General features: G+C 68.3%; 23 protein-coding genes and 1 tRNA gene. 14 read left to right on the top strand and 10 right to left on the bottom strand.

From position 1 onward, the window contains the following. The first annotated feature begins 8 nt into the window (after positions 1–8). Together ABS767_RS07710 and ABS767_RS07705 are read left to right on the top strand one after the other, a co-directional pair. Positions 9–1031 (top strand): alpha/beta hydrolase, encoded by a 1023-nt coding sequence (locus tag ABS767_RS07710; RefSeq protein ID WP_408077768.1) that lies wholly within the window; start codon positions 9–11, stop codon positions 1029–1031. Between the two features lie 15 nt (positions 1032–1046). Then, positions 1047–2645: a family 43 glycosylhydrolase gene (locus ABS767_RS07705; RefSeq protein WP_408077767.1), complete on the top strand. Its 1599-nt coding sequence runs from the start codon at positions 1047–1049 to the stop codon at positions 2643–2645. Positions 2646–2735: 90 nt separating this feature from the next. On the opposite strand, the gene ABS767_RS07700 is transcribed toward ABS767_RS07705, so the two are convergent. Together ABS767_RS07700 and ABS767_RS07695 are read right to left on the bottom strand one after the other, a co-directional pair. Continuing rightward, the gene (locus ABS767_RS07700; RefSeq protein WP_408077766.1) at positions 2736–3749 is read right to left on the bottom strand and encodes a glycosyltransferase family 4 protein; all 1014 of its coding nucleotides are present in this window, start codon (positions 3747–3749) and stop codon (positions 2736–2738) included. Next, positions 3750–5333 carry an alpha-amylase family glycosyl hydrolase gene (locus ABS767_RS07695; protein WP_408077765.1) on the bottom strand — a complete coding sequence of 528 codons (1584 nt, stop codon included), beginning with the start codon at positions 5331–5333 and terminating at the stop codon, positions 3750–3752. 271 nt (positions 5334–5604) lie between these two features. Between ABS767_RS07695 and ABS767_RS07690 the strand changes: the two genes are divergently transcribed. Then, entirely contained in the window at positions 5605–6966 is a 1362-nt protein-coding gene (locus ABS767_RS07690) for a hypothetical protein (protein ID WP_408077764.1), read from the top strand. A 172-nt stretch (positions 6967–7138) separates the two neighbouring features. Here ABS767_RS07690 and ABS767_RS07685 read toward each other — a convergent pair. After that, positions 7139–7214: transfer RNA gene (locus ABS767_RS07685), tRNA-Ala, on the bottom strand. A gap of 218 nt (positions 7215–7432) precedes the next feature. On the opposite strand from ABS767_RS07685, the gene ABS767_RS07680 reads away from it, so the two are divergent. Beyond that, entirely contained in the window at positions 7433–8347 is a 915-nt protein-coding gene (locus ABS767_RS07680) for a DUF2171 domain-containing protein (RefSeq protein ID WP_408077763.1), read from the top strand. 71 nt (positions 8348–8418) lie between these two features. Here the strand turns inward: ABS767_RS07680 and ABS767_RS07675 are convergent, their stop codons facing one another. Continuing rightward, the gene (locus tag ABS767_RS07675; RefSeq protein ID WP_408077762.1) at positions 8419–8883 is read right to left on the bottom strand and encodes a GreA/GreB family elongation factor; all 465 of its coding nucleotides are present in this window, start codon (positions 8881–8883) and stop codon (positions 8419–8421) included. Positions 8884–8893: 10 nt separating this feature from the next. Beyond that, positions 8894–9784: a KPN_02809 family neutral zinc metallopeptidase gene (gene ypfJ, locus ABS767_RS07670; protein WP_408077761.1), complete on the bottom strand. Its 891-nt coding sequence runs from the start codon at positions 9782–9784 to the stop codon at positions 8894–8896. A 108-nt stretch (positions 9785–9892) separates the two neighbouring features. Between ypfJ and ABS767_RS07665 the strand changes: the two genes are divergently transcribed. Genes ABS767_RS07665 through ABS767_RS07650 form a run of 4 tightly spaced genes read left to right on the top strand, consistent with a single transcriptional unit; the run spans position 9893 to position 13823 of the window. Next, positions 9893–11041, top strand: coding sequence for a patatin-like phospholipase family protein (locus ABS767_RS07665; RefSeq protein ID WP_408077760.1), 1149 nt, complete (start codon positions 9893–9895; stop codon positions 11039–11041). Between the two features lie 16 nt (positions 11042–11057). Then, positions 11058–11843, top strand: a complete 786-nt coding sequence (locus tag ABS767_RS07660; protein ID WP_408077759.1) for a 3-hydroxybutyrate dehydrogenase — start codon at positions 11058–11060, stop codon at positions 11841–11843. Then, positions 11840–12460, top strand: coding sequence for a DUF4893 domain-containing protein (locus ABS767_RS07655; RefSeq protein WP_408077758.1), 621 nt, complete (start codon positions 11840–11842; stop codon positions 12458–12460). Before ABS767_RS07660 ends, ABS767_RS07655 begins: the two co-directional genes overlap by 4 nt. 49 nt (positions 12461–12509) lie before the next feature. Continuing rightward, the gene (locus ABS767_RS07650; protein WP_408077757.1) at positions 12510–13823 is read left to right on the top strand and encodes an amidohydrolase; all 1314 of its coding nucleotides are present in this window, start codon (positions 12510–12512) and stop codon (positions 13821–13823) included. A 70-nt stretch (positions 13824–13893) separates the two neighbouring features. Here ABS767_RS07650 and ABS767_RS07645 read toward each other — a convergent pair whose 3' ends face one another. Both ABS767_RS07645 and ABS767_RS07640 read right to left on the bottom strand, forming a co-directional pair. Next, positions 13894–14136, bottom strand: a complete 243-nt coding sequence (locus ABS767_RS07645; RefSeq protein ID WP_408077756.1) for a hypothetical protein — start codon at positions 14134–14136, stop codon at positions 13894–13896. A gap of 130 nt (positions 14137–14266) precedes the next feature. Beyond that, positions 14267–15013, bottom strand: coding sequence for a Bax inhibitor-1/YccA family protein (locus tag ABS767_RS07640; protein ID WP_408077755.1), 747 nt, complete (start codon positions 15011–15013; stop codon positions 14267–14269). Positions 15014–15142: 129 nt separating this feature from the next. On the opposite strand from ABS767_RS07640, the gene thpR reads away from it, so the two are divergent. Beyond that, positions 15143–15682, top strand: coding sequence for an RNA 2',3'-cyclic phosphodiesterase (thpR, locus tag ABS767_RS07635; RefSeq protein ID WP_408077754.1), 540 nt, complete (start codon positions 15143–15145; stop codon positions 15680–15682). A gap of 42 nt (positions 15683–15724) precedes the next feature. Here thpR and ABS767_RS07630 read toward each other — a convergent pair whose 3' ends face one another. Next, positions 15725–16312: a superoxide dismutase family protein gene (locus ABS767_RS07630; protein WP_408077753.1), complete on the bottom strand. Its 588-nt coding sequence runs from the start codon at positions 16310–16312 to the stop codon at positions 15725–15727. A 61-nt stretch (positions 16313–16373) separates the two neighbouring features. Next, positions 16374–17267, bottom strand: coding sequence for a tyrosine recombinase XerC (locus tag ABS767_RS07625; protein ID WP_408077752.1), 894 nt, complete (start codon positions 17265–17267; stop codon positions 16374–16376). Positions 17268–17462: 195 nt separating this feature from the next. On the opposite strand from ABS767_RS07625, the gene ABS767_RS07620 reads away from it, so the two are divergent. Genes ABS767_RS07620 through gloB form a run of 5 tightly spaced genes read left to right on the top strand, consistent with a single transcriptional unit; the run spans position 17463 to position 21225 of the window. Then, positions 17463–18185 carry an alpha/beta fold hydrolase gene (locus tag ABS767_RS07620; protein ID WP_408077751.1) on the top strand — a complete coding sequence of 241 codons (723 nt, stop codon included), beginning with the start codon at positions 17463–17465 and terminating at the stop codon, positions 18183–18185. Then, positions 18182–18928 carry a tetratricopeptide repeat protein gene (locus ABS767_RS07615; RefSeq protein ID WP_408077750.1) on the top strand — a complete coding sequence of 249 codons (747 nt, stop codon included), beginning with the start codon at positions 18182–18184 and terminating at the stop codon, positions 18926–18928. Before ABS767_RS07620 ends, ABS767_RS07615 begins: the two co-directional genes overlap by 4 nt. A 38-nt stretch (positions 18929–18966) precedes the next feature. Next, positions 18967–19419, top strand: a complete 453-nt coding sequence (locus ABS767_RS07610) for a VOC family protein (protein WP_408077749.1) — start codon at positions 18967–18969, stop codon at positions 19417–19419. A 4-nt stretch (positions 19420–19423) separates the two neighbouring features. After that, a complete protein-coding gene (locus ABS767_RS07605) occupies positions 19424–20500 on the top strand; it encodes an NAD(P)H-dependent flavin oxidoreductase (RefSeq protein ID WP_408077748.1) in 1077 nt (358 codons plus the stop codon). Continuing rightward, positions 20497–21225 (top strand): hydroxyacylglutathione hydrolase, encoded by a 729-nt coding sequence (gene gloB / locus ABS767_RS07600; RefSeq protein WP_408077747.1) that lies wholly within the window; start codon positions 20497–20499, stop codon positions 21223–21225. Before ABS767_RS07605 ends, gloB begins: the two co-directional genes overlap by 4 nt. Here the strand turns inward: gloB and ABS767_RS07595 are convergent. Then, positions 21222–21824, bottom strand: coding sequence for a DedA family protein (locus ABS767_RS07595; RefSeq protein ID WP_408077746.1), 603 nt, complete (start codon positions 21822–21824; stop codon positions 21222–21224). The two genes, gloB and ABS767_RS07595, sit on opposite strands and share 4 nt — an antisense overlap.

The raw sequence follows: 21824 nt of genomic DNA, 5'->3' as shown, positions 1-21824 counted from the left end.
GGGAGCGCATGACCGACCGGACCGAGCCTCCCCTTCGACCCGGTCGCCGTGCGTTTCTTGCCACCGTCGGTGGCGGTGCGGCGCTGATCGCGTCCACCGCCTCCGCCCAGACAGCACCCCCCGCCACCGGAAAGCCGGGACCGGCGGGGCTCCCCGACCCGGTCGAGACGATCGACCTGTGGCCGAAGGGGGCGCCGGGGATGCCCGCGACCCCGCCGGTAGAGACGGTCACCGAACGCAGCACAGATCGCGACGTCACCGATCGCGCGGTGCTCGGCATCACCCGTCCCCGGCTCGTCGTCTTCCGCCCGCATCGCCCCAATGGCGCGGCAGTGCTCATCACCCCGGGCGGCGGTTACCGCCATGTCGTCATCGACAAGGAAGGCTATGAGATGGGCCGCTGGCTCTGCGCCCGCGGCTTCACGGTCTTCGTCCTGTTCTACCGCCTGCCCGGCGATGGCTGGGCGGCCGGACCCGATGTCGCGCTCACCGATACGCAGCGCGCGATGCGCCTGATCCGCCACCGTGCCCGCGACTATGGGGTCGATCCGCAGCGCGTCGCGGCGATGGGGTTTTCCGCCGGCGGCCATCTCTGCGCCGATCTGCTCACCCGCTTCGACGTCCGCGTCTACGATCCCGTCGACGCCGCCGACCGCCAACCCGCGCGGCCTGATGCAGCGGCGCCCATCTACCCGGTCGTCAGCATGACCGCGCCGGACGCTCATCCGGGGTCGCGCGCGTTGCTGATCGGTGCCGATGCCGATGCGGCGCGCGAACGCGCCCATTCGCCGCATCTCAACGTGCCCGCCAACGCCCCGCCCGTCTTCCTCCTCCATGCCGAGGATGACGATGTCGTCCCGGTCGAGAACGCGCTGCTGCTGCGCGCCGCATTGCGGGCGAAGGGCGTCCCGGTCGAAACCCACCTCTTCGCCCATGGCGGCCATGGCTTCGGCCTGCGCAAGACGCTCGGCAAGCCGGTCGCAGCCTGGCCCGAACTGTTCCTGGCCTGGGCCGGCGGCATCCTCGTCTAGATCAAAGGAAACAGCATGCGCCTGAACCGCCGCGACCTGATCGGCGCAGCCTCGCTCGGCAGTGCGCTCTCGGCCGTTCCATCGGCGCTGGCGTCGGAGGCCAAGGCGGCACCGACCGCCCCCGACTGGAAGCGCGGCTTCGACAATCAGCGCATTCCCGATCTCGGCGACGGCCGGTTCCTCAACCCGCTGATGGCGGGCGACCATCCCGATCCGACGATCCTGAAAGACGGGGAGGATTATTACATGACCTTCTCGACCTTCGATTCCTATCCGGGGCTGGTCATCTGGCATTCGCGCGATCTGGTGAACTGGCAACCGGTCGGCGCGGCGCTGACGAAGAATATCGGATCGGTCTGGGCGCCCGAGCTGTGCAAGCATGATGGCCGCTATTTCCTCTACATTCCGACCAAGGGCCCGAACACCAGCTGGGTGATCTGGGCGGACAAGATCGAGGGGCCGTGGAGCGAACCGATCGACCTCGATCTTCCCAACCATATCGACCCCGGCCATGCGGTGGGCGAGGACGGGTCGCGCTGGCTGTTCCTGTCGGGCGGCGACCGCGTGCGCCTGTCCGACGACGGACTGCGTCGCATCGGCGAGCCCGAGCATGTCTACGATCCCTGGCGCTACCCCAAGGACTGGATCGTCGAGGGGTTCGCGCCCGAGGGGCCGAAGATCACACGGCATAAGGACTGGTTCTACATGATCACCGCGGTGGGCGGCACGGCGGGTCCGCCCACCGGCCATATGGTCATCGCCGCGCGCTCGCGATCGATCCACGGGCCGTGGGAGAATTGCCCGCACAACCCGCTCGTCCGCACCACATCGCTCGGCGAGAAATGGTGGTCGCGCGGTCATGCGACCTTGGTCGAAGGTCCCGGCGGTGACTGGTGGAGCGTCTATCACGGCTATGAGAACGCCTATTGGACGCTGGGGCGACAGGCGCTGCTCGACCCGGTCGAATGGACCGATGACGGCTGGTTCCGCATGAAGGGCGGCGACCTCTCCCAGCCCATCGTCAAGCCCAAGGGCGGCACCAGAAGCGGCCCGCACGGCATGGCCCTGTCGGACGATTTCTCGACATTGGCGATCGGCAAGAAATGGAATTTCTTCCGCCCCGCCCCCGATGAACGCGGCCGCGCGCGTGTCGCCGACAACGTGCTCCATCTCGACGCACGCGGCGCCGCGCCGTCCAGTTCATCGCCGCTCCTGCTGATCGCGGGCGACCCCGCCTACCGCTTCGAATGCGATATCGAGATCGCGCCGGGCGGCACCGCGGGGCTGATCCTGTTTTACGACGACAAGCTCTATTGCGGGCTCGGCTTCGACGGCGACCGCTTTGTCACCCATCAATATGGCATCGAGCGCGCCCGCCCCGCCAACCCGCATGGGCGCAAGCTGCGGATGCGGGTCACCAACGACCGCCACATCGTCACCTACGATACCAGCGGCGACGGCGGAAAGACGTGGCACCGCTTCGATCGCGGCATGGAAGTCTCGGGCTACCACCACAATGTGCGCGGCGGCTTCCTCATGCTGCGCCCCGGCGTCTATTCGGCAGGCGCTGGCACCGCGAAATTCAGCGACTTCCGCTTCGAGGCGCTGGCCTAACGGTCGTCCGCACCGCGCCGACGCGCGCGTGACGCGGCATCCAGCGGGTCGTCGAAAGCTCCGCGCATGGCGAGCGCTCGACGCAAACCGTCACGACGACTCCAATATGCGTCGGTAGAGGCGGATATAGTCGTCGGCCATCCGCTCGACCGAGAAGCGCGCGCGGATGCGTTCGCGCACCACCGTCCGATCGATCTCGTCGACCTGGGCGATCGCCGCGACCGCTTCGTCCAGCGTATCGACGAGGAAGCCGGTGACGCCGTCCTCGATCAGCTCGGGCATCGATCCGCGGCGCACCGCGATCACCGGTGTGCCGCACGCCATTGCCTCGATTACCGACAACCCGAAGGGTTCGTCGAAGTTGATGAGGTGCAGCAGCGCGCGCGCATTGCCCAGCGCCGCCACGCGCCGCTCCCCGCCGACCGCGCCGTGATAGTGGATCGCGGTGCCATCGATGTACGGCAGCACCTGATCGCGATGATAGCCCTCGTCCTGGACGATGCCGTACATGTGCAGCGGGATGCCGCTGGCACGCGCCGCGGCAATCGCCTCGGCTGCGCCCTTGTCTGGGTGGATCCGGCCGAAGAACAGCAGGTCGTCGCCGCCAGTGGCGTTCAGCGGAAACATGTCCATTGGAATGCCGTGATGGATCGTGGCGGCATAGCGCAGGTCGGGGTGCCGGTCGGCATCGCTGATTGCGACAAAATGCACGCGCTCCTGATAGGGCGCGTACATCGGCAGGATGCGATTGGACGAAAAGCCGTGGATCGTGGTGACGATCGGCGTGCGCGTCAGGTTCGCGAAGGCATGCGCCGGAAAATCCGCCTGGTTGTGGACGATGTCGAACGCGTCGGCCTGTTCGAACACATGCGCCAGGTGCCGGAACTCCCACACCTTGGCGTCGATCGACGCGTCCTCGTTATACGACGCTGGCACCACGCCATCGAGCGTCGCGGCCGTGACGCTGTCGCGGGTGGCGAACAGCGTCACGTCCACCCCCTTCGCCACCAGCGCCTCGGTCAACAGGCTGGTGACCAGCTCCCACGGGCCATAATGGCGCGGCGGCGTGCGCCAGGCGATCGGGGCCAGCATCGCAATACGCATTCAGTCGTCCTCTAATTCGAAGATCGCGCCTTCATTCGGGGCGAGCGTGTCGGACAGGTCCCACACACCGCGCGTCGAGAGCAGGCATCGTACCGGGCGGTGGTCGCCCGAGCGTGGCAGCATTACCGAGCCACCGCCAAGGTTGAGCGCGATCAGCAGCCGCTCGTTTCCGCTCATCCGCTCATAAGCCAGCAGGTCGCCCGTCGTGTCGAGCAGCGCGATGTCGCCGACTGACAACGCCGCATGAGCCCGACGTAAGGCTAGCAGGTCGCGATAGAGGCTGAGCATCGAACCCGGCTCGCCCAGTTGCGCCGCGGCGTTGCGCGTGCGCCAGTCCGCGTTGAGCGGCAGCCACGGTTCGCCCGTGCTGAACCCGGCATGCGCGCTGTCGTCCCACGGAAACGGGGTGCGCGACCGATCCCGCCCGATATCGAGCTGCGGCTGGCGCAGATGCTGCGGATCGCGGATCCGGTCGGCTGGGATGTCGACCCGCCCGATGCCGAGCTCGTCGCCCTGATACAGCGTCGGCGTGCCGCGCAGCGTGAGCAGCAGCATCGCCGCGACGCGCGCCTGCGCTTCACCGACACGCCCCGCAATGCGCGGGGCATCATGGCTTCCGATCACCCAGTTGGGCCAGCCATGCGCAGGCAGCGACGCTTCATAGTCCGCGATCAGGGTGCGCAGCCGATCCGCCTTCCAGTCATTCTCGATCAGTTGGAAGTTGAAGGGCAGCTGCACCTGCGGCCGCTCGACCGAGCCGTACCAGCGGGCATGCCGTTCGTTGGGCAGGAAGATCTCGCCCACCAGCAGCCGCTCGCCATAGCTGTTGGCGAGCGCGCGCATCTCGGCCGAGATGGCGTGCGCCTCGGGCTGATCGGTCGAATGCAGCTGGAGCACGCGGTCGCGCTCGGTCCGCGCGGGGGTCCAGTCGGGGTTGGGCGGATTGTCGGTCAGGTCCGCCGCCTTGACGATGTGCCACAGCACGTCGATGCGAAACCCGTCGACGCCGCGGTCCAGCCAGAAGCGCAGCACGTCGAACATCGCGCGCTTGAGCTCGGGGTTGCGCCAGTTGAGATCCGGCTGCTCCTTCAGGAAAGCGTGCAGATAAAATTGGCCGGTCGCCGCATCCCATTCCCACGCCGATCCGCCGAAGTCGCTGATCCAGTTGTTCGGCGGCGACCCGTCGGGCTTGGCATCGCGCCAGATATACCAGTCGCGCTTGGGATTATCGCGCGACGCGCGGCTTTCGACGAACCAGGGATGCTGGTCGGAACTGTGGTTGGGCACGAAGTCGAGGATCAGGCGCAGCCCCCGGGCGTGGACCGCCGCCAGCAGGCGATCGAACGTGGCAAGGTCGCCGAACATCGGCTCGATCCCGCAATAGTCCGCGACGTCGTACCCGAAATCCTTCATCGGCGATGGAAAGATCGGCGACAGCCAGATGGCGTCGATGCCGAGTGCAACGAGATAGTCGAGCCGGCGTTCGATCCCCGCAAGGTCGCCGATGCCGTCGCCGTCGCTATCCTGGAACGAACGCGGATATATCTGATAGATGACCGCGCTCTGCCACCATGGTCGCTTCACCCCTACCCCCCACGCGCTTGTGCACTGACGCTATAGCGACGGATGCGCCATCAGGTTCCTCGAATGCCAGTTTGAATTCCTGTCCTGCCCGATCTCGACATCGACTCTGTTCGCCCATGCGAAAGGGTCACGGCTTGTCGGCCCGTTGACGCCTCCAGGCCCGCATGGTGTAGTCGCGTCGGAGAAAGGTTGCGATGCGATGGCATCGACTTCCATCGGATTGCGCACTCGGCACAAGCTGGGTGCGCCCGGGGCGCGAAAAGCTGATGCAATGAAGCGAATCTCCGCACTGCTGCTGCTCGCGACCGCACCCGCCTTCGCGGCCGAACGCGAACGCGCAAACCCCATGGTCGTCGCGGCGCTCGAACAGGATGACGCGCGCGCCGCCTATGCCGCGGCCGTGCCGCAGCTCGAAGCCTGCCAAAAGGCACACCCAAACGACGACACCTGTGTCGACATGGCGGGCCTCGTCGCCTCGCTCGCGGTCGATGTCGAACCCCGGGCGGCACGCGCGCGCTTCGCGGCGGCGCTGGCGCTGGCCGATCGCACCGTGCAGCCCGAGGGGGAGGATCACGCCCGCCTGGCCGGCAGCCTCGCGAGCGTGCTCGCAGGCGAAGGACGCGCGCGCGAGGCGGTGCCGCACGCGCAGCGCTCGGCGCGGCTCTGGGCGGCGGCACGCGGCGCGACCGCGCAGCGCGCGGTGGACGCGGCGCTGTTCGAGGCGAGCCTCTACGGCCTGGTCGGTCAGGGTGACGCCGCAGTAGCGCGTCTGCGCCCGTTGCTCGCCGCCGCGGTCGCAGCGAAGGCGGGCCCGCAGGTCGAGCTCGCATTGCGGCGCGGGCTTGCCGATGCATTGGTCGCGATCGGCGACACGCGGGGCGCCGAGGGTGCATATCGCGACGCCCTGCCGCTCGCGCTGGCGCTGAAGGACGCCGATTCCGAACAGGCGATCCTCCTCGATCTTGCCAAGCTTCTCGCGGCACGCGGCGAGAAGGCGGGGGCGGCGGCACTTGCCCGACGCGTCGTGGCGAGCGTACGCCCCGGCTCGGCGCGGGCGCTGCGCGCCGCCGAACTGATTGCGGCCGCTCCGGTGGCGCCTGAAGAAGCGATGCTTCGCGCGCAGGTCGACAGGATTCGCCGCGATCAGGGCGCCGGCTCGCCAGCACTCCCGCTGGCCGAGGCCCGCCTCGCGATCTGGCTCGAGGAACATGGTCGCCGCGCCGAAACGGTCGACATGATGAAGCGCATCAACGCCGCGCTCGCCGATCCCGCGACCTTGCCGCGCGTGCGTAACGGCATCTTCTGGTCGTTCGCCGGCTATCACCTGCGCCGCGGCGCGCACGCCGATGCTCTCGCAGCGTTCGCCGCCGCGCATCGCGCCGCACTGCTCGCGTTCGACGAAGCCGATCCGCTGCTGATCGAGCAGGAAGCAGGCTATGGCGGGGCGGCAATGATCGCCGGCGACAATTCCCGCGCGCGCCGATTGCTGATGTCCGCGCAGTTGCGGACACTGCGCCGACTGGCGGCGACGCCCGACTTCGATGCTCCCGCGCAAGCCGAACTGCGATCGCGCGCGCCGCTGTTCCGCTGGCTCGTGCGCACCGACTGGCAGCTCGCGGCGGCGGGCCGATAAGCTCGGGCCGTACAAGCCGTCCAAGCGCCGCTAAACATGTCGCACAGCCCCGGCACGCTTCGCGGGCATTCGCTTCAGGTCAACGGCAAACTCACGCCGAGTTCCGCCGGAGCGATGCAACTCGCATCGCCCGCATCCTTGGCGGGACGGTCATCGCGGATTTTCGGTAGGTTGGTGGAGCTGAGGGGAATCGAACCCCTGACCTCTGCAGTGCGATTGCAGCGCTCTCCCATCTGAGCTACAGCCCCGCTCCACGCCCCGGCACCGCCGGAAGGCGGACCCTCTAGCTCTCCTGCACCCGCTTTGCAACGCTCTTGCGCCGATTTTCCGGCTCGGCGAACGCCTGCGTCCGCTCGTCGCAGACTCCCGGGCGTCGACCGGAACATTTGCTGCCTCCGGTTCATTTTTTACCTGTGGGGCGCGCCGATGGCGCGCGCCTGAAAACCAGTAGGATGAGGAGGTTACCATGGGTTACGAACCCTATCCGAACCGCAATCGCGACGAACTTTGGGGCACCGGCGGCGAGACGCCCTCGCGCGGTTATGGCTATGGCTACGATCCCGCCCGCGACCGCGGTCGTTCGAGCGCGCGCGAATTCGCTGCGACCGACTATGACCGCGAACGCAGCGGCTGGCGCGACCGCGACGACGGCGGATATCGCGACGAGGGTCGCTATGGCGGCGGACGCGGATATGCGCCGCGCGGCCAGCGCGACTATGACGATCGCTATACCAGCGGAAGCCGCGGCTATCGCGACCAGTATGAGGGCGGACGCCGCCGCGAGCGCGAGCCGTCGGGCTATTCCTATGACGACCGCGGCTTTTTCGACCGGGCCGGGGACGAGGTCCGCTCGTGGTTCGGCGACGAGGATGCCGAGCGGCGCCGCGCGATGGATGCCCGCTACGACGAGCGCTATGGCGACAACTGGGCGAGCCGCGACCAGGACTATTATGGCTGGCGTCGCCGCCAGATCGACGATCTCGACCGTGACTATCACGAATATCGCCGCGAAAATCAGACGCGGTTCGAGAACGAGTTCGGCAGCTGGCGCAGCGAACGGCAGGGTCAGCGCAGCGCGCTGCAGCGCGTGACCGAGCATATGGAAGTGGTGGGATCGGATGGCGAGCATGTCGGCACGGTCGACAAGGTCCGCGGCGACCGCATCATCCTGACCAAGAACGACGCGGATGCCGGTGGCCATCACCATTCGATCCCGTCGCGCTGGATCGAAACGGTCGACGACAAGGTCCATATCCGCAAGACTGCGGATCAGGCCAAGTCGGCGTGGCGCGACGAGGAGCGCAGCGGTGCGCTGTTCGGCGATCGCGACGATACGCGTGGCGCGCACTATCTCAACCGGAGCTTCTCGGGCACCTATTGAGCGAGGCTCCCAAGCGGGCCGGTCTCCACCGGCCAGCGATGGAAGGCCCGGGCGGAAACGTCCGGGCCTTCTTATTCGGGGGTCGGTTCGACCGACAGGATTTCGATCGCTTCGGCGCGTCCGTTGAAGTCGATCAATTCCCCGGCTTCCGCGCCCAGCATCGCCGCGGCGAGCGGGGCCTGAAACGCGATGCGGTCCGCGGCGGGATCCGCTTCGTCGTGCCCGACGATGTCGATGCACCGCTCGCGTCCGGCCATGCGAAAGCGTACGCGCGACCCGATCGCGATGCTGTCGGGTGACGGCACGGGCACGATCTCCGCCGTCGTCTGCCGCGTATGCCAATAGCGCAGGTCGCGCTGGATCGCCTCGCGCGCATCGCCCTCCGCCTGCGCGGCAGCCCCCTCGAGCTCGGCGACACGCGCGTCGATCAGCGCCTTGCCGCGCGCGGTCACCAGGTTCGGGCCCGGCACCATCGGAATCTCGAACTTCGGCTCCTTATGGTCCTCGTCGCTTTCGCGGCGGAATGCGACGCTCATCGTGCCATGCTCAAATCGCCCCGCTGAACGTATCGCACGCCGCCGGATCGCCGCTCTCGAGCCCGCGCTTGAGCCAGCGCATCCGCTGTGCCGAGGTCCCGTGCGTAAAGCTCTCGGGGACGACCGTCCCCTGCGTCTGACGCTGCAACGTATCGTCGCCGATCGCCTGCGCGGCGCGCAGCCCTTCCTCGATATCCCCGGCTTCCAGCCGGTCGCGATTCTGCGCGCCCCATACGCCGGCGAAGCAGTCGGCCTGCAGCTCGACGCGCACCGACAACTCATTGCCCTCGGCCGGGCTCATCCGCGCCTGGCGCGCGCGCACCTGCTCCATCGTGCCGGTGATGGTCTGGATATGGTGGCCGACCTCATGCGCGATCACGTAATTCTGCGCGAAGTCGCCCGCCGCGCCGAACCGGCTCGCCAGCTCGCGGAAGAAGCCGGTGTCGAGATAGATGCTGCGATCCGACGGGCAATAGAACGGGCCGGCCGCCGAAGACGCTGCACCGCAACCCGACTGGACGCGCCCTTCGTAGAAATTGAGCACCGGCGCGGGATAACGCTGCCCGCCATCCGCGAACAATTTGGTCCAGGTCTGCTCGGTGCTCTTCATCACCCGGCACGCCTGCAGTTCCTCGGGCGTGTCGCATGCCTTTTGCTGGCTCACCTGCTGACCGCCGCTGGGCGCGCCACCCCCGGTGAGCAGGCCACCGCCACCGCCGACCGTCATGAAGATCGCAGCGCCGATACCGATCAGCGCGATCGTCCCGCAGCCCAGTCGACTGCCCAGCAGCATCGGGAGCAGCGCGAACAGGATATTGCCGCCTCCGCCGCCGAACCCGCCACCGCCGCCCGAACCGAGATCGCGTACATTGTCACTGGGATCGAGATCGTCGAGGCGCATGGCCCATCCCCTTTTTCGTTGCTTACCCGCCACAATGCCCGAACGCGCCGAGCGTTGCATGAAGATTCCCGCATTGCCCTTCGCGCGGCGTTGCACCACATGGGTGCCATGGCCGACGCCGATCCGCAGCGCAGCACGAAACCCGGGCGCGACCGGCCGCTGCCGCTTCCCGGCTGCGTCGCGCTCGTGCTCCAGGGCGGCGGCGCGCTCGGCAGCTACCAGGCCGGCGTGATCGAGGCGCTGGCGGAAGCCGATATCGCCCCCGACTGGGTCGCCGGCATCTCGATCGGAGCGATCAACGCCGCGATCGTCGCGGGCAACCCGCCCGAACGCCGGGTCGCGCAACTGCGCGCGTTCTGGGACCGCGTCACCAGCGGCCTGCCCAGCTTTCCGATCTTCCCGCAGGATCAGGTGCGCGAGCTCGTCCATGAATGGTCGGCCATGACGGTGCTGGGTCAGGGCGTCCCCGGTTTCTTCCACCCGCGCCCGGTACCGCCCTTCTTCGCGACGCCCGGCAGCTGCGCCGCGCTGAGCTTCTACGATACCGCCGCGCTGCGCGAGACGCTCGACACACTGGTCGACTGGGATCTGCTCAACGCCGGTCCGGTCCGCCTCTCGGTCGGCGCGGTCGAGATCGAAAGCGGCAATTTCCGCTATTTCGACACGGCGAACGACCGGATCGACGCGCGTCACATCATGGCCTCGGGCGCACTCCCGCCGGGCCTGCCCCCGGTCGAGATCGACGGCAAATATTATTGGGACGGCGGGCTGGTCTCGAACACCCCGCTGATCCACGTCCTCGATCACCAACGCGAGGCGACCCTGGTGTTCCAGGTCGACCTGTTCTCCGCCGGGTCGCCGCTGCCCCACACCATCACCGACGTGATGGCGCGCGAGAAGGAAATCCGCTTCTCCAGCCGCACCCGCCAGGTCAGCGACGAACGCCTCAAGCTGCGCAAGGAGCGCGAGATGATCCGCAAGGTGCTCGCCAAGCTGCCCGAAAGCCTCGCCGACGATCCCGATGTCGCCGCGCTGCGCATGGTCGCGGACGAACAACCGGTCAGCCTCGTCCACCTGATCTACCGCGCCAATGCCTGGGAAGGCGGCAGTCGCGACTTCGAATTTTCCGCCCGTTCGATGCGCGAGCATTGGCAGGCCGGGCGCGCTGCCGTCGCCGAGACGATGGCCAATGCCCGCCTGATCGCCAGCAATATCGCCGACGGGCGCACCGCCGCCTTCGATCTCACCCGACGCTAGTCAAACGGAGTAACCTATGTTCCTCAAGGGCAAGTCCGCCATCGTCACCGGTTCCACCTCCGGCATCGGCCTCGCCATCGCCAAGGCGCTCGCCGCCGAAGGCGCGAGCGTGATGATCAACGGGTTCGGCGACGCGGACGCGATCGAAACGGAGCGCGCCGGCCTCGAAACCCTGAGCGGCGCCAAGGCGCTCTACGACGCGGCAGACATGAGCAAGCCCGACGCGATCTACGCGATGGTCGATCGCTGCCATGCCGAGCTCGGTGGCCCCGATATCATCGTCAACAATGCCGGGATCCAGCACGTCGCGGCGATCGAGGATTTCCCGCCCGAGAAATGGGACGCGATCATCGCGATCAACCTCTCCTCCGCCTGGCACATGATGCGCGCCGCCGTGCCGCATATGAAGGCGGCGAACTGGGGCCGTATCCTGTGCACCGCGTCCGCGCACTCGCTCGTCGCGAGCCCCAACAAGTCCGCGTACGTCGCCGCCAAGCACGGTATTGCCGGCCTGACCAAGACGATCGCGCTCGAAACCGCGACCCATGGCATCACCGTCAACTGCATCTCGCCCGGCTATGTCTGGACGCCGCTGGTCGAGAATCAGATTCCCGATACGATGAAGTCGCGCGGGATGACGCGCGAGCAGGTGATGAACGACGTCCTCCTCGCCGCGCAGCCGACCAAGGAATTCGTCCAGCCCGAACAGGTCGCGGCGCTGGCGCTGTTCCTGTGCCGCGACGAGGCGAAGGCGATTACCGGCGCCAACTATTCGATGGACGGCGGGTGGACCGCGGCATGAAGCCCGCTGTTCCCCTCGTCGCGATGGCTGTCGCGCTGGCACTCGCGGGATGCACGCGCGGCGGCCTTGCCGGCGATACCGGGCCGGAAACCCGCTGGCGCCAGGTGACCACTGCGCAGGATCGCGACCGGCTGCGCGACTGGCGCAAGGCATGGGTCGAGGCGCTTCCCGCCGCGCGCACCGCCGACAATGGCGTGATCGCGTCCCAGGGTCCGCTGTTCGAACCCGACCAGGCGATGTCCAACGCCATGCCGCCGCCCGGCGACTATCGCTGCCGCACCTTCAAGCTGGGTGCCAAGCGACCCGGCCTGCGCAGTTTCTCCGCCCAGCCCTGGGCGCGCTGCCGCATCGGGCGGGAGGGCGACATGCCCGTCTTCGCCAAGCTCGACGGGATCCAGCGCCCCTCCGGCACGCTCTACGCGGAGAACGACGCGCGCGTGATCTTCCTCGGCGCGCTCGAACTGGGCGACGAAACGACGACTCTCGCCTATGGCCAGGACGCGAAGCGCGATCTCGCCGGCTATGTCGAGCGGATCGGCGTGGGACGCTGGCGGCTCGTCCTGCCCTGGCCCAGCTTCGAATCGCAGCTCGACGTCATCGAACTGGTCCCCGCCTGACGCGCGCTGGGGCATTGCGCCGTTGCGGCGGGGGGCTAGGGTGGCAGCCATGAAGACGCCGCTCCTCGCCGCCGCCGCAAGCCTCGCGCTCGCCCTGCCCGCCGCTGCCGATACGGTCAGCGATGCCACCGCGCGCGAGCTGCCCGCGCTGATGACGCTGTATCGTGATCTCCACGCCAGCCCCGAACTGAGCCAGGCCGAGGTGAAGACCTCCGCAAAGCTCGCCGCCGAGGCGCGCAAGGCCGGCTTCACCGTGACCGAGAAGGTCGGCGGCACCGGCGTCGTCGCGGTGCTGAAGAATGGCGAAGGCCCGACCGTCCTGCTCCGCGCCGACATGGACGGCCTGCCGGTGACCGAGGAAACCGGCCTGCCCTTCGCGTCAAAGGTGCGCGGCAAGACGCCCGAAGGGGTCGAAACCGGCATCATGCACGCCTGCGCGCACGATACGCACATGACGGCCTGGGTCGGCACGCTGCGAAATATCGCCGCGATGAAGGAGCAGTGGCGCGGCACCGTGGTAATGATCGCGCAACCGGCCGAGGAAAACAGCGCGGGCGCGCTCGCGATGCTCAAGGACGGGCTCTATACCCGCTTCCCCAAGCCCGACTACGCCATCGCCTTCCACAACAGCGCCGCGCTGCCCGCGGGGACGATCGGCATCCGCTCCGGCCCGACCTTCGCCAGCGTCGATTCGGTCGACATCCTGGTCAAGGGCGTCGGCGGCCACGGCGCCTATCCCGCAACGACGAAGGACCCCATCGTGCTCGGCGCCCGCATCGTCTCGGCGCTCCAGACGATCGTGGCGCGGGAGGTCGATCCGCTCGAGTCCGCGGTGGTGACGGTCGGCAGCTTCCAGGGCGGCACGCGCCACAACATCATCCCCGATTCCGCACTGCTGCTGCTCACCGTCCGCTCCTACACCCCGGAGGTGCGCAAGCTGTTGCTCGACAGCATCGCGCGGATCGCCAAGGGCGAAGCCGTGGCGGCGGGCGTGCCGGACGACCGGATGCCGGTGGTGACCGTTCGCGAACCCTTCACCCCGCCCGCCGTCAGCACCGACGCCTTCGCCGGCAGGCTCAAGTCGCTGTTCACCGCCCGCTTCGGCGAAGCGCGCGTGCAGGATGTGGCGCCGGTGATGGCGGGCGAGGATTTCGGCCGCTACCATATCGCCGATCCCAAGATTCAGAGCGTGATCTACTGGGTCGGCGGGGTTCCTCAGGACCAGTGGGATGCCGCGCAGAAGCGCGACGGCACCGGCCTGCCCTCGCTCCACAGCCCCAAATGGGCGCCCGACGCCGAAAAGGTGATCGGCACCGCCGCCGAGGCGATGACCGCAGCGGCGCTCGACCTGCTTAAGCCCTGACGCACAAAACCCCGGCACTCCTCGTCGGAGTCCCGGGGTTCGAAACGTGCGTAGCGCAGCGAGGTTCGGCTTACTCCGCTTCGGCCTTTTTCCGCGCCAGCTCGGCTTCCTTCTCTGCATCATAGCCGGTCGAGGGCGCCGCATTATGCGAATGGACCGGCTGCGTGCCCGAAGGCGGATCGGACGCATCCATCGATTCGTCCAGCGCGCGGTCGAGCCGTGCCTGCTTGCTCTCGGGGTTCCGCTCCAGCCGTTCGCCGATGCTCTCGTCGGTGCCGGCGTCGCCGCGCTTCCTGTCCTGGTCTTCCATCATCGATCCTACTCCCACGGGGATTTGAAGCTAAAACGCACCGACACACCCGCGCGTTCCGCTGCTGCGCGCATGCAAAAAGGCCCGGCCATCGCTGGCCGGGCCTTCCCGTTTTTCAGATCCGCCGAAGCGATCAGTCGCGCGTCGCGCCAACGATGCTGAGCAGGAACTGGAACATGTTGATGAAGTCGAGATAGAGCGACAGCGCGCTCATGATCACGACCTTGCCCACCATGTCGGTACCCGCGACATACTGGTACATGCTCTTGATCCGCTGCGTATCATAGGCGGTCAGGCCCGCGAAGATCAGCACGCCGGCGATGCTGATGATCAGCGACAGGGTGCTCGACTGGGTGAAGATGTTGATGATCATCGCCACCAGCAGGCCGACGACACCGACGATCAGGAAGCTGCCGAAGCCGCTCAGATCACGCTTGGTGGTGTAGCCATAGAGGCTCAGACCGACGAAGCCGGCGGCGGTCGCGAAGAACGCCTGCGCGACCGACGTACCGGTATAGCGCAGCAGCAGCGTCGAGAGCGACAGGCCCATCAGGACCGCGAAGCTCCAGAACAGGATCTGCAGCGTGCCCGTCGACATCTTGTTCTGGCCAAAGCTCATCGCGAACACGATCGCCAGCGGCGACAGCACGATCAGCCACACCAGCGGCCCGCCATTTGCGAAGACCGAATAGGCCGCCGATTGCTCGCCGCCCCAGGCGAAGAGCAGCGCCACGATGCCGCTGAGCAGCACGCCCGACGCCATATAGTTGTAAACCGAAAGCATGTAGGACCGCAGCCCCGCATCATACGCAGCGGACCGCGTACCTGCGGCCGTCGCGTACGGCGCGGCGGTCGTTTGGGGGTCAGACCAGTTAGCCATCTCAAACTCCTTTGCCCGGCGGTCTCAGTCATCGGCCGCCCGGATGTGATCGAATATCATCGTTCGACGCCCGATTTTCAAGGAAAACCGGAATCGCCGCGTCTGACGGAACCGGTTAAAGTCGGGTGCATGCACCGCCTGTTCGTCGCCTTGCGCCCTCCGCCGTCGATTCGCGCGCAGCTGCTCGGTCTCATGGGCGGGGTCATCGGCGCGCGGTGGCAGGATGAAAGCCAGCTTCACCTGACGCTGCGATTCGTCGGGGAGGTGGATGCGCGCACCGCCGACGATGTCGCCGCCGCGCTGGGCAGTGTCCGCTTCGACCTTCCCCCGCTGCGTCTCGCCGGGTGCGGCATGTTCGATACGCGGGGCAAACCGAATGCGCTATGGGCGGGCGTCTCCCCGCGCGACGCGCTCTCGGCGCTCCATCGCAAGGTCGATGCCGCCTGCGTGCGCGCCGGGCTCGAGCCCGAACGTCGCGCCTTCGTCCCGCATATCACGCTCGCCCGCCTGCCCGGCTCGGCCGGGCCGGTACACCGCTTTCTGGCAGATCATTCTGGCCTCAACAGTGATGCGTTCACCGTCACGCACATGACCCTGTACGAAAGCCGCCTGGGACATGGCGGCGCCAGTTACGAAGCAATCGAACGCTATCGCCTGGACGCAGGCTGAGGGCCAGCCCCGGCGCGGACGCCGGGGCATCCCCGCTCCGGCTTATCCCGCCGCGAACACGCCACAGGCGATACGATCGCCGCTGTCACCCGACGGGTCGGTCTTCTGGTCGTCCGCACCGGCATGCACGATGAACGCCGAGCCGTCCGCATCGAGCAGCTGCGCCATCGTTCCCGACCGCAGCGTGAAGGTCAGCGATCCCGTACCGTCGTCGGCGACCTTCAGATTGGGCATGTCGCCCGCATGCGCGCCGCGCGGATTCTGCAACCCATGTTCGGCGGAATCGGGATTCCAGTGGCCGCCCGCAGTGGTGAAGCCCGGCGCATCGCACTTGCCGGTCATATGGACATGGACGCCGTGGTCGCCCGCGCTGATCCCGTTCACCGAAACGGTGACCGCCAGTCCTTCGGACGTCATGCTCGCGACGGCGCTGCCCGCAGCACTCCCGTCAGCCTTTCTGAGCGGCGCGGTCGCGGTCTCCGAAGCGCCGCTGCCATTCTCCATCGGCATTTCCATATTGTCCGTCGGCATCGCCATATTGTCCGCAGCGACGGTGTTGGTCGTCGCGGTGCCGCCGCATGCCGAGGTCAGGGCCAGTGCTACGATCGCGCAGCTGGTTCGGATCATCATGCCGTCTCTCCTGTTGGACTTGGTCGTGACGCCAATGGGTGAGCGTGCAAAGGGTTCCCGATCAAGCCCGAGGATGGGCATTGCGATACACGTCGAGCAGATGCGCCGCGTCGACCGCGGTATAGATCTGCGTCGAACTCAGGCTGGCATGGCCCAGCAACTCCTGCAACGCGCGCAGGTCCGCCCCGCGCCCCAGCAGATGGGTGGCAAAGCTGTGACGCAGCGCATGCGGCGTGGTCCGCTCGGGCAAGCCCAACCGCACCCGCGCCGCCCGTACCGCCCTGCGAACCAGCGCCGGCGCCAGCGGCCCGCCCCGCGCGCCCCGGAACAGCGGCGCGCCCGGCGCAGTCGCATAGGGGCAGAGCCGGACATAGTCCTCTACCGCCGCGCGCACCTGCGGCAGCAGCGGCACGATCCGCGTCTTGTCGCGCTTGCCCGTCACCCGCAGCGTTTCGCCGAGCGGCAGCGCCGCCCCGGTCAGCGCCATCGCCTCGCCGATCCGCAGCCCCGCGCCATAGAGCAGCAGCAGCACCGCCAGGTCGCGTGCGCCGATCCACGGCTCGCGCGCATCCTCCGCGACCTCCTCGGCCAGCGCCACCGCCTCGTCGGGCGCGATCGGGCGCGGCACGCCCTTGCGCACCCGCGGCCCGCGCAACCGGGGCAGCTCCGCCTCCGGCCCGACGGCAAAGGCGAGGAAGGCGCGCACGGCGGACAATTCGCGCGCCGCGCTGGCGTTGCCGATCCCGTCCCCACGCCGTTGCGCCAGATAGGCGCGAAGGTCCGCCGCGCTCACCCGCGCCAGCGCCGCCCGATCCACCGGCCCGCCCCAATGGCCGCCCAGAAAGGCAATCAGCCGCGCCGCGCTCGCCTCATAGGCGCGCACGGTATGCGCCGAACGCCGTCGATCACGCGCCAGATGCGCGCCGAACAGCAAAGGCAGGGGCCGGTCGTCCATGCGAACACCCTAACCCAATTATCCTCCCCCGCCAGGGGGAGGTGGCGCCGAAGGCGACGGAGGGGGAGGAAGCACACCGGCAAGAGGGGAGAACGTACGCCGTCCGCCCCCTCCGTCAGCGCTTCGCGCCGCCACCTCCCCCTGGCGGGGGAGGATTGATTGGTCCCGGCCCAAAAACCCCCTAAGACCTCAGCCATGATCAACGCCGACGGACATCGCATCGCCTTTCATCACAGCCCGGGCACCGGGCCGACGATCGTCTTCCTCCCCGGCTATGCCTCCGACATGAGCGGGAGCAAGGCGCTGGCGGTCGAGCAATGGGCACGGGCGAACGGCCGCGCCTGTCTCCGCTTCGACTATGCCGGCTGCGGCGAAAGCGAAGGCGCGTTCGAGGACCAGACGCTCGCGGGCTGGCGCGACGACGCGCTGCTGCTGATCGACGGGGTGGTCGAGGGGCCCGTCATTCTGGTCGGCTCCTCGATGGGCGGGTGGATCATGCTGCTGGTCGCCAAAGCCCGTCCCGACCGGATCGCCGCCATGGTCGGCATCGCGGCCGCCCCTGATTTCACCGACTGGGGCTTCACCCAGGAGCAGAAGATGACGCTGCTGGAAGAGGGTCGCCTCGAACAGCCGTCGATCTATTCGCCGCAGCCCACGATCACCACCCGCGCCTTCTGGTCGTCGGGCGAGGCCAACCGGCTGATGCACGGCGCGATCGACCTCCCCTTCCCCGCCCGCCTCATCCATGGCCAGCGCGATCCCGACGTGCCGTGGGAGCGCAGCGTGGCGCTCGCCGGCCTGCTGCGTTCAGACGATGTGCAGACTATCCTCGTCAAGGACGGCGACCATCGCCTGTCGCGCCCGCAGGATATCGCGCTGATCCTGCGCACCCTAGAGGATATCACCACCCGCCCATGATCGCCCTGCTGCTGCTCGCCCAGACCGCCCCCGCCGTCGCCGGCCCGCCTTCGCCCGAGGAAAAGCGCTGGGAAGCGTGCGTCGAGCTCGCCATCGAAGATCCGGTGCGCGGCATCGCCGAAGCGGAGCGGTGGAAGCTCGCGGGCGGGAATTTCCTCGCCCATCAGTGTCGCGGCCTCGCCTATACCCGGCAGCAACGCTGGCGCAGCGCGGGCGAGGCGTTCGACGCCGCCGCGCGCGAGGCGGAAGTGGCGCGCGACGCCCGCGCCTCCAATTATTGGGCACAGGCCGGCAACGCCTGGATCGCCGCGGGCGAAGCCGCACGCGCGCGCGCCGCGCTGAACGCCGCGCTGGCGACCGGAACGCTGACCGGGCTCGAACTGGGCGAAGCGCATCTCGATCGCGCACGGGCGCTGGTCGCCACGGGCGATCTTGCCGGCGCACGCGCCGATCTGGACAAGGCGCTGGTCCACGCCGCCGCCGATCCGATGGCGTGGCTGCTCTCCGCCAACCTCGCGCGGCGGATGGGCGACATCCCGCTCGCCCGGCAGCACATCGCCCAGGCGCTCGAACGCGCCGGAGACGACGCCTCGGTCCAGCTCGAGGCGGGCAATATTGCGGCCGTCGCCCGCGACGAGGCTGGAGCGAAGGCGGCCTGGACCCGCGCCGCCGAACTCGCCCCCGACAGCGCGATCGGCCGCTCCGCCCGCGCCGCGCTCGAACAATTTGCGGGCGCGGACTAGCGACCCTATCTCGGCGGCGAACCAGACAGGGACCCCCGATGAACTATCTCCACACCATGATCCGCGTGTCCGATCCCGACGCGACGATCCGCTTCTTCGAACTGATCGGCCTCAAGGAAGTGCGGCGGATGGAGAGCGAACAGGGTCGCTTCACGCTGATTTTCCTCGCCGCCCCCGGCGATATCAGGGCGGACGGCAAGCGCGCGAGCGCCGAAGTGGAGCTGACCTACAACTGGCCGCCCGAGGACGGCAGCGCGCCCGAAACCTACACCGGCGGCCGCAATTTCGGGCATCTCGCCTACCGCGTCGAGAATATCTACGAAACCTGCCAGCGGATGATGGATGCCGGAATCACCATCAACCGCCCGCCGCGCGACGGCCATATGGCATTTGTGCGCAGTCCCGACGGCATCTCGGTCGAATTGCTGCAGGACGGCCGGCTCGAACCCGCCGAACCCTGGGCATCGATGCCGAACACCGGCGCCTGGTAAGCCTGTGAGCGGCATCCTCGCCAAGCGGCCGGTGCAGGATTTCCTGCGCCGGACCGGGGCGCGGGTGCCGATCATCCAGGCGCCGATGGCGGGCGCAGGCGGGGTGGCGCTCGCTGCCGCAGCGATCCGTGGCGGGGCGGTCGGTTCGCTCCCCTGCGCGATGCTGACGCCCGATCAGGTGCGCGAGCAGGTGGCGCAGGTCCGCGCACAGGCCGACGGCCCGCTCAACCTCAACTTCTTCTGCCATCGCCTCGGCGATCCGCCCGACGAGACCGCGTGGCGCGCCCTGCTCCAGCCCTTCTACGACAAGGAAGGCGTGAGCCCGCCCGACACCCCACCCCCATTGCGCGCGCCGTTCGACGACGCGCTATGCGCCGCGGTCGAGGCGGTGCGCCCCGAACTCGTCAGCTTCCATTTCGGCCTCCCCGACCCCGCCCTGCTCGATCGCGTCCGCGCCACCGGCGCGCTGGTCGTCGGCAACGCCACCACGCTGGACGAGTCGATCTGGCTGATCGGCAAGGCCGACATGGTCATCGCCCAGGGGTTCGAGGCGGGCGGACATGCAGGCTATTTCCTCAACGGCTATCGCCCGGTCGGTACGCTCGCGCTGGTCCGGCAGGTCGTGCTCGAACTCGGTTTCTCCCAGATCCCGGTGATCGCCGCGGGCGGGATCGTCGATGGCGCGGGGATCTCTGCGGCGCTGACACTCGGCGCGGGCGCGGTCCAACTCGGCACCGTCTATCTCTTCACTCCCGAAGCGACGATCAGCGCCGCGCATCGCAGCGCGCTCCGCACCGACACCGTCGTCACCAACCTGTTCTCTGGCGGTCTCGCGCGCGGTGCCCGCAACACGCTGATCGACGCGTTCGGCCCGATCCACCCCGCCGCCCCGCGCTTCCCCCACGCCTCCGCCGCGCTCGCAGAGTTGCGCCGCGCCGCCGAAGCCGACGGGCGCGGCGACTATTCGCCCTTATGGGTCGGCCAGGCGGGCGAAATCGGCCCGGCGCTGGGCGAGCCCGCACAGGCGCTGACCGAACGGCTGGCACGCGAGGTCACCGCCCTGCTAGGAGAGAGCCCATGATCGAAGTCGTCCGCATCCCCGTCCTCAGCGACAATTACATCTGGCTCGCGCACGACGCCGCCTCGGGCGAGACGGTCGTCGTCGACCCCGCGGTCGCCGAACCCGTGCTGGAGGCGGCGTCTGCGCGCGGCTGGACGATCTCGGCGATCTGGAACACCCATTGGCACCCCGACCACACCGGCGGCAACGCCGCGATCAAGGACGCGACCGGCTGCACCGTCATCGCCCCCGCCGCCGAAGCCGCGAAGATCCCCACCGCCGACCGGCTGGTCGCCGAGGGTGACCGCGTGACGCTCGGCGCGTTCGCGGCGGAGGTGATCGACGTCCCCGCGCACACCGCCGGCCATATCGCCTATCATCTTGCCGACGCACAGATCGCCTTTGTCGGCGACACGCTGTTCGCGATGGGCTGCGGCCGCCTGTTCGAAGGCACGCCGGCGCAGATGTTCGCCAACATGCAGCGCCTTGCCCAACTCCCCGACGAGACCCAGGTCTATTGCGCGCACGAATATACGCAGTCGAACGGCCGCTACGCCCTCGTGGCCGAGCCGGACAACGAAGCGCTCGTCGCGCGCATGGCGGAGGTCGATGCGATGCGCGCACAGGGTCTGGCGACCGTCCCCACGACGATCGCGCTCGAGCGCGCCACCAACCCGTTCATGCGCGCCGCGTCGGTCGAGCAACTGGCGGAGCGCCGCGCGGCGAAAGACAGCTTCCGCGGCTAGTGCACCCGCCGGTTCCAGGTGAGCACCCGGTACAGCCAGATGCCCACCACCACCACCGAAGTCCCGATCGCGACCGGCCCGACATAGACTTGCAGCTGCTCGAACTGCGACCCCAGCAACAGGCCGGCATAGGCCAGCACCGCATTCCAGATCGCGCTCCCGACGAACGTCGCCACCAGAAAGCGCGGCAGCCCCATCTTCGCCATCCCGGCGGGAAGCGAGATCATCGTGCGGAATGTGGGCAGGAAGCGGAACACGAACACCACCCAGCCGCCATGCCGGTGGAAGAAACGGTTGAGCTTTTCGACATCCTCCCACGTCATCGTCAGCCAGCGGCCGTGGCGATCGACGAACGGCTTCAGCCGCGCGATCCCGATCCAGCGCCCGACGCCGTACCAGAACAGATTGCCCAGCGTCGTTCCCGCCGTCCCCCAGATCAGCAGCGGCGCCATGGTCATGTCGCCGCGCGCCACCGCCATGCCGCCAAGGCCCATGATCACCTCCGACGGGATCGGCGGGAACACATTCTCCAGCGTCATCAGGATGAAGATCCCGACATAGCCGCCCCAGGCAATCAGGTTGAGGATGAACTCGGTCAT

The sequence above is a fragment of the Sphingomonas plantiphila genome (assembly GCF_046000505.1).
GTDB lineage: Bacteria > Pseudomonadota > Alphaproteobacteria > Sphingomonadales > Sphingomonadaceae > Sphingomonas > Sphingomonas plantiphila.
The sequence above is the reverse complement of the archived record's forward strand: the minus strand, read 5'-3'. Positions and strand labels throughout refer to the sequence as shown.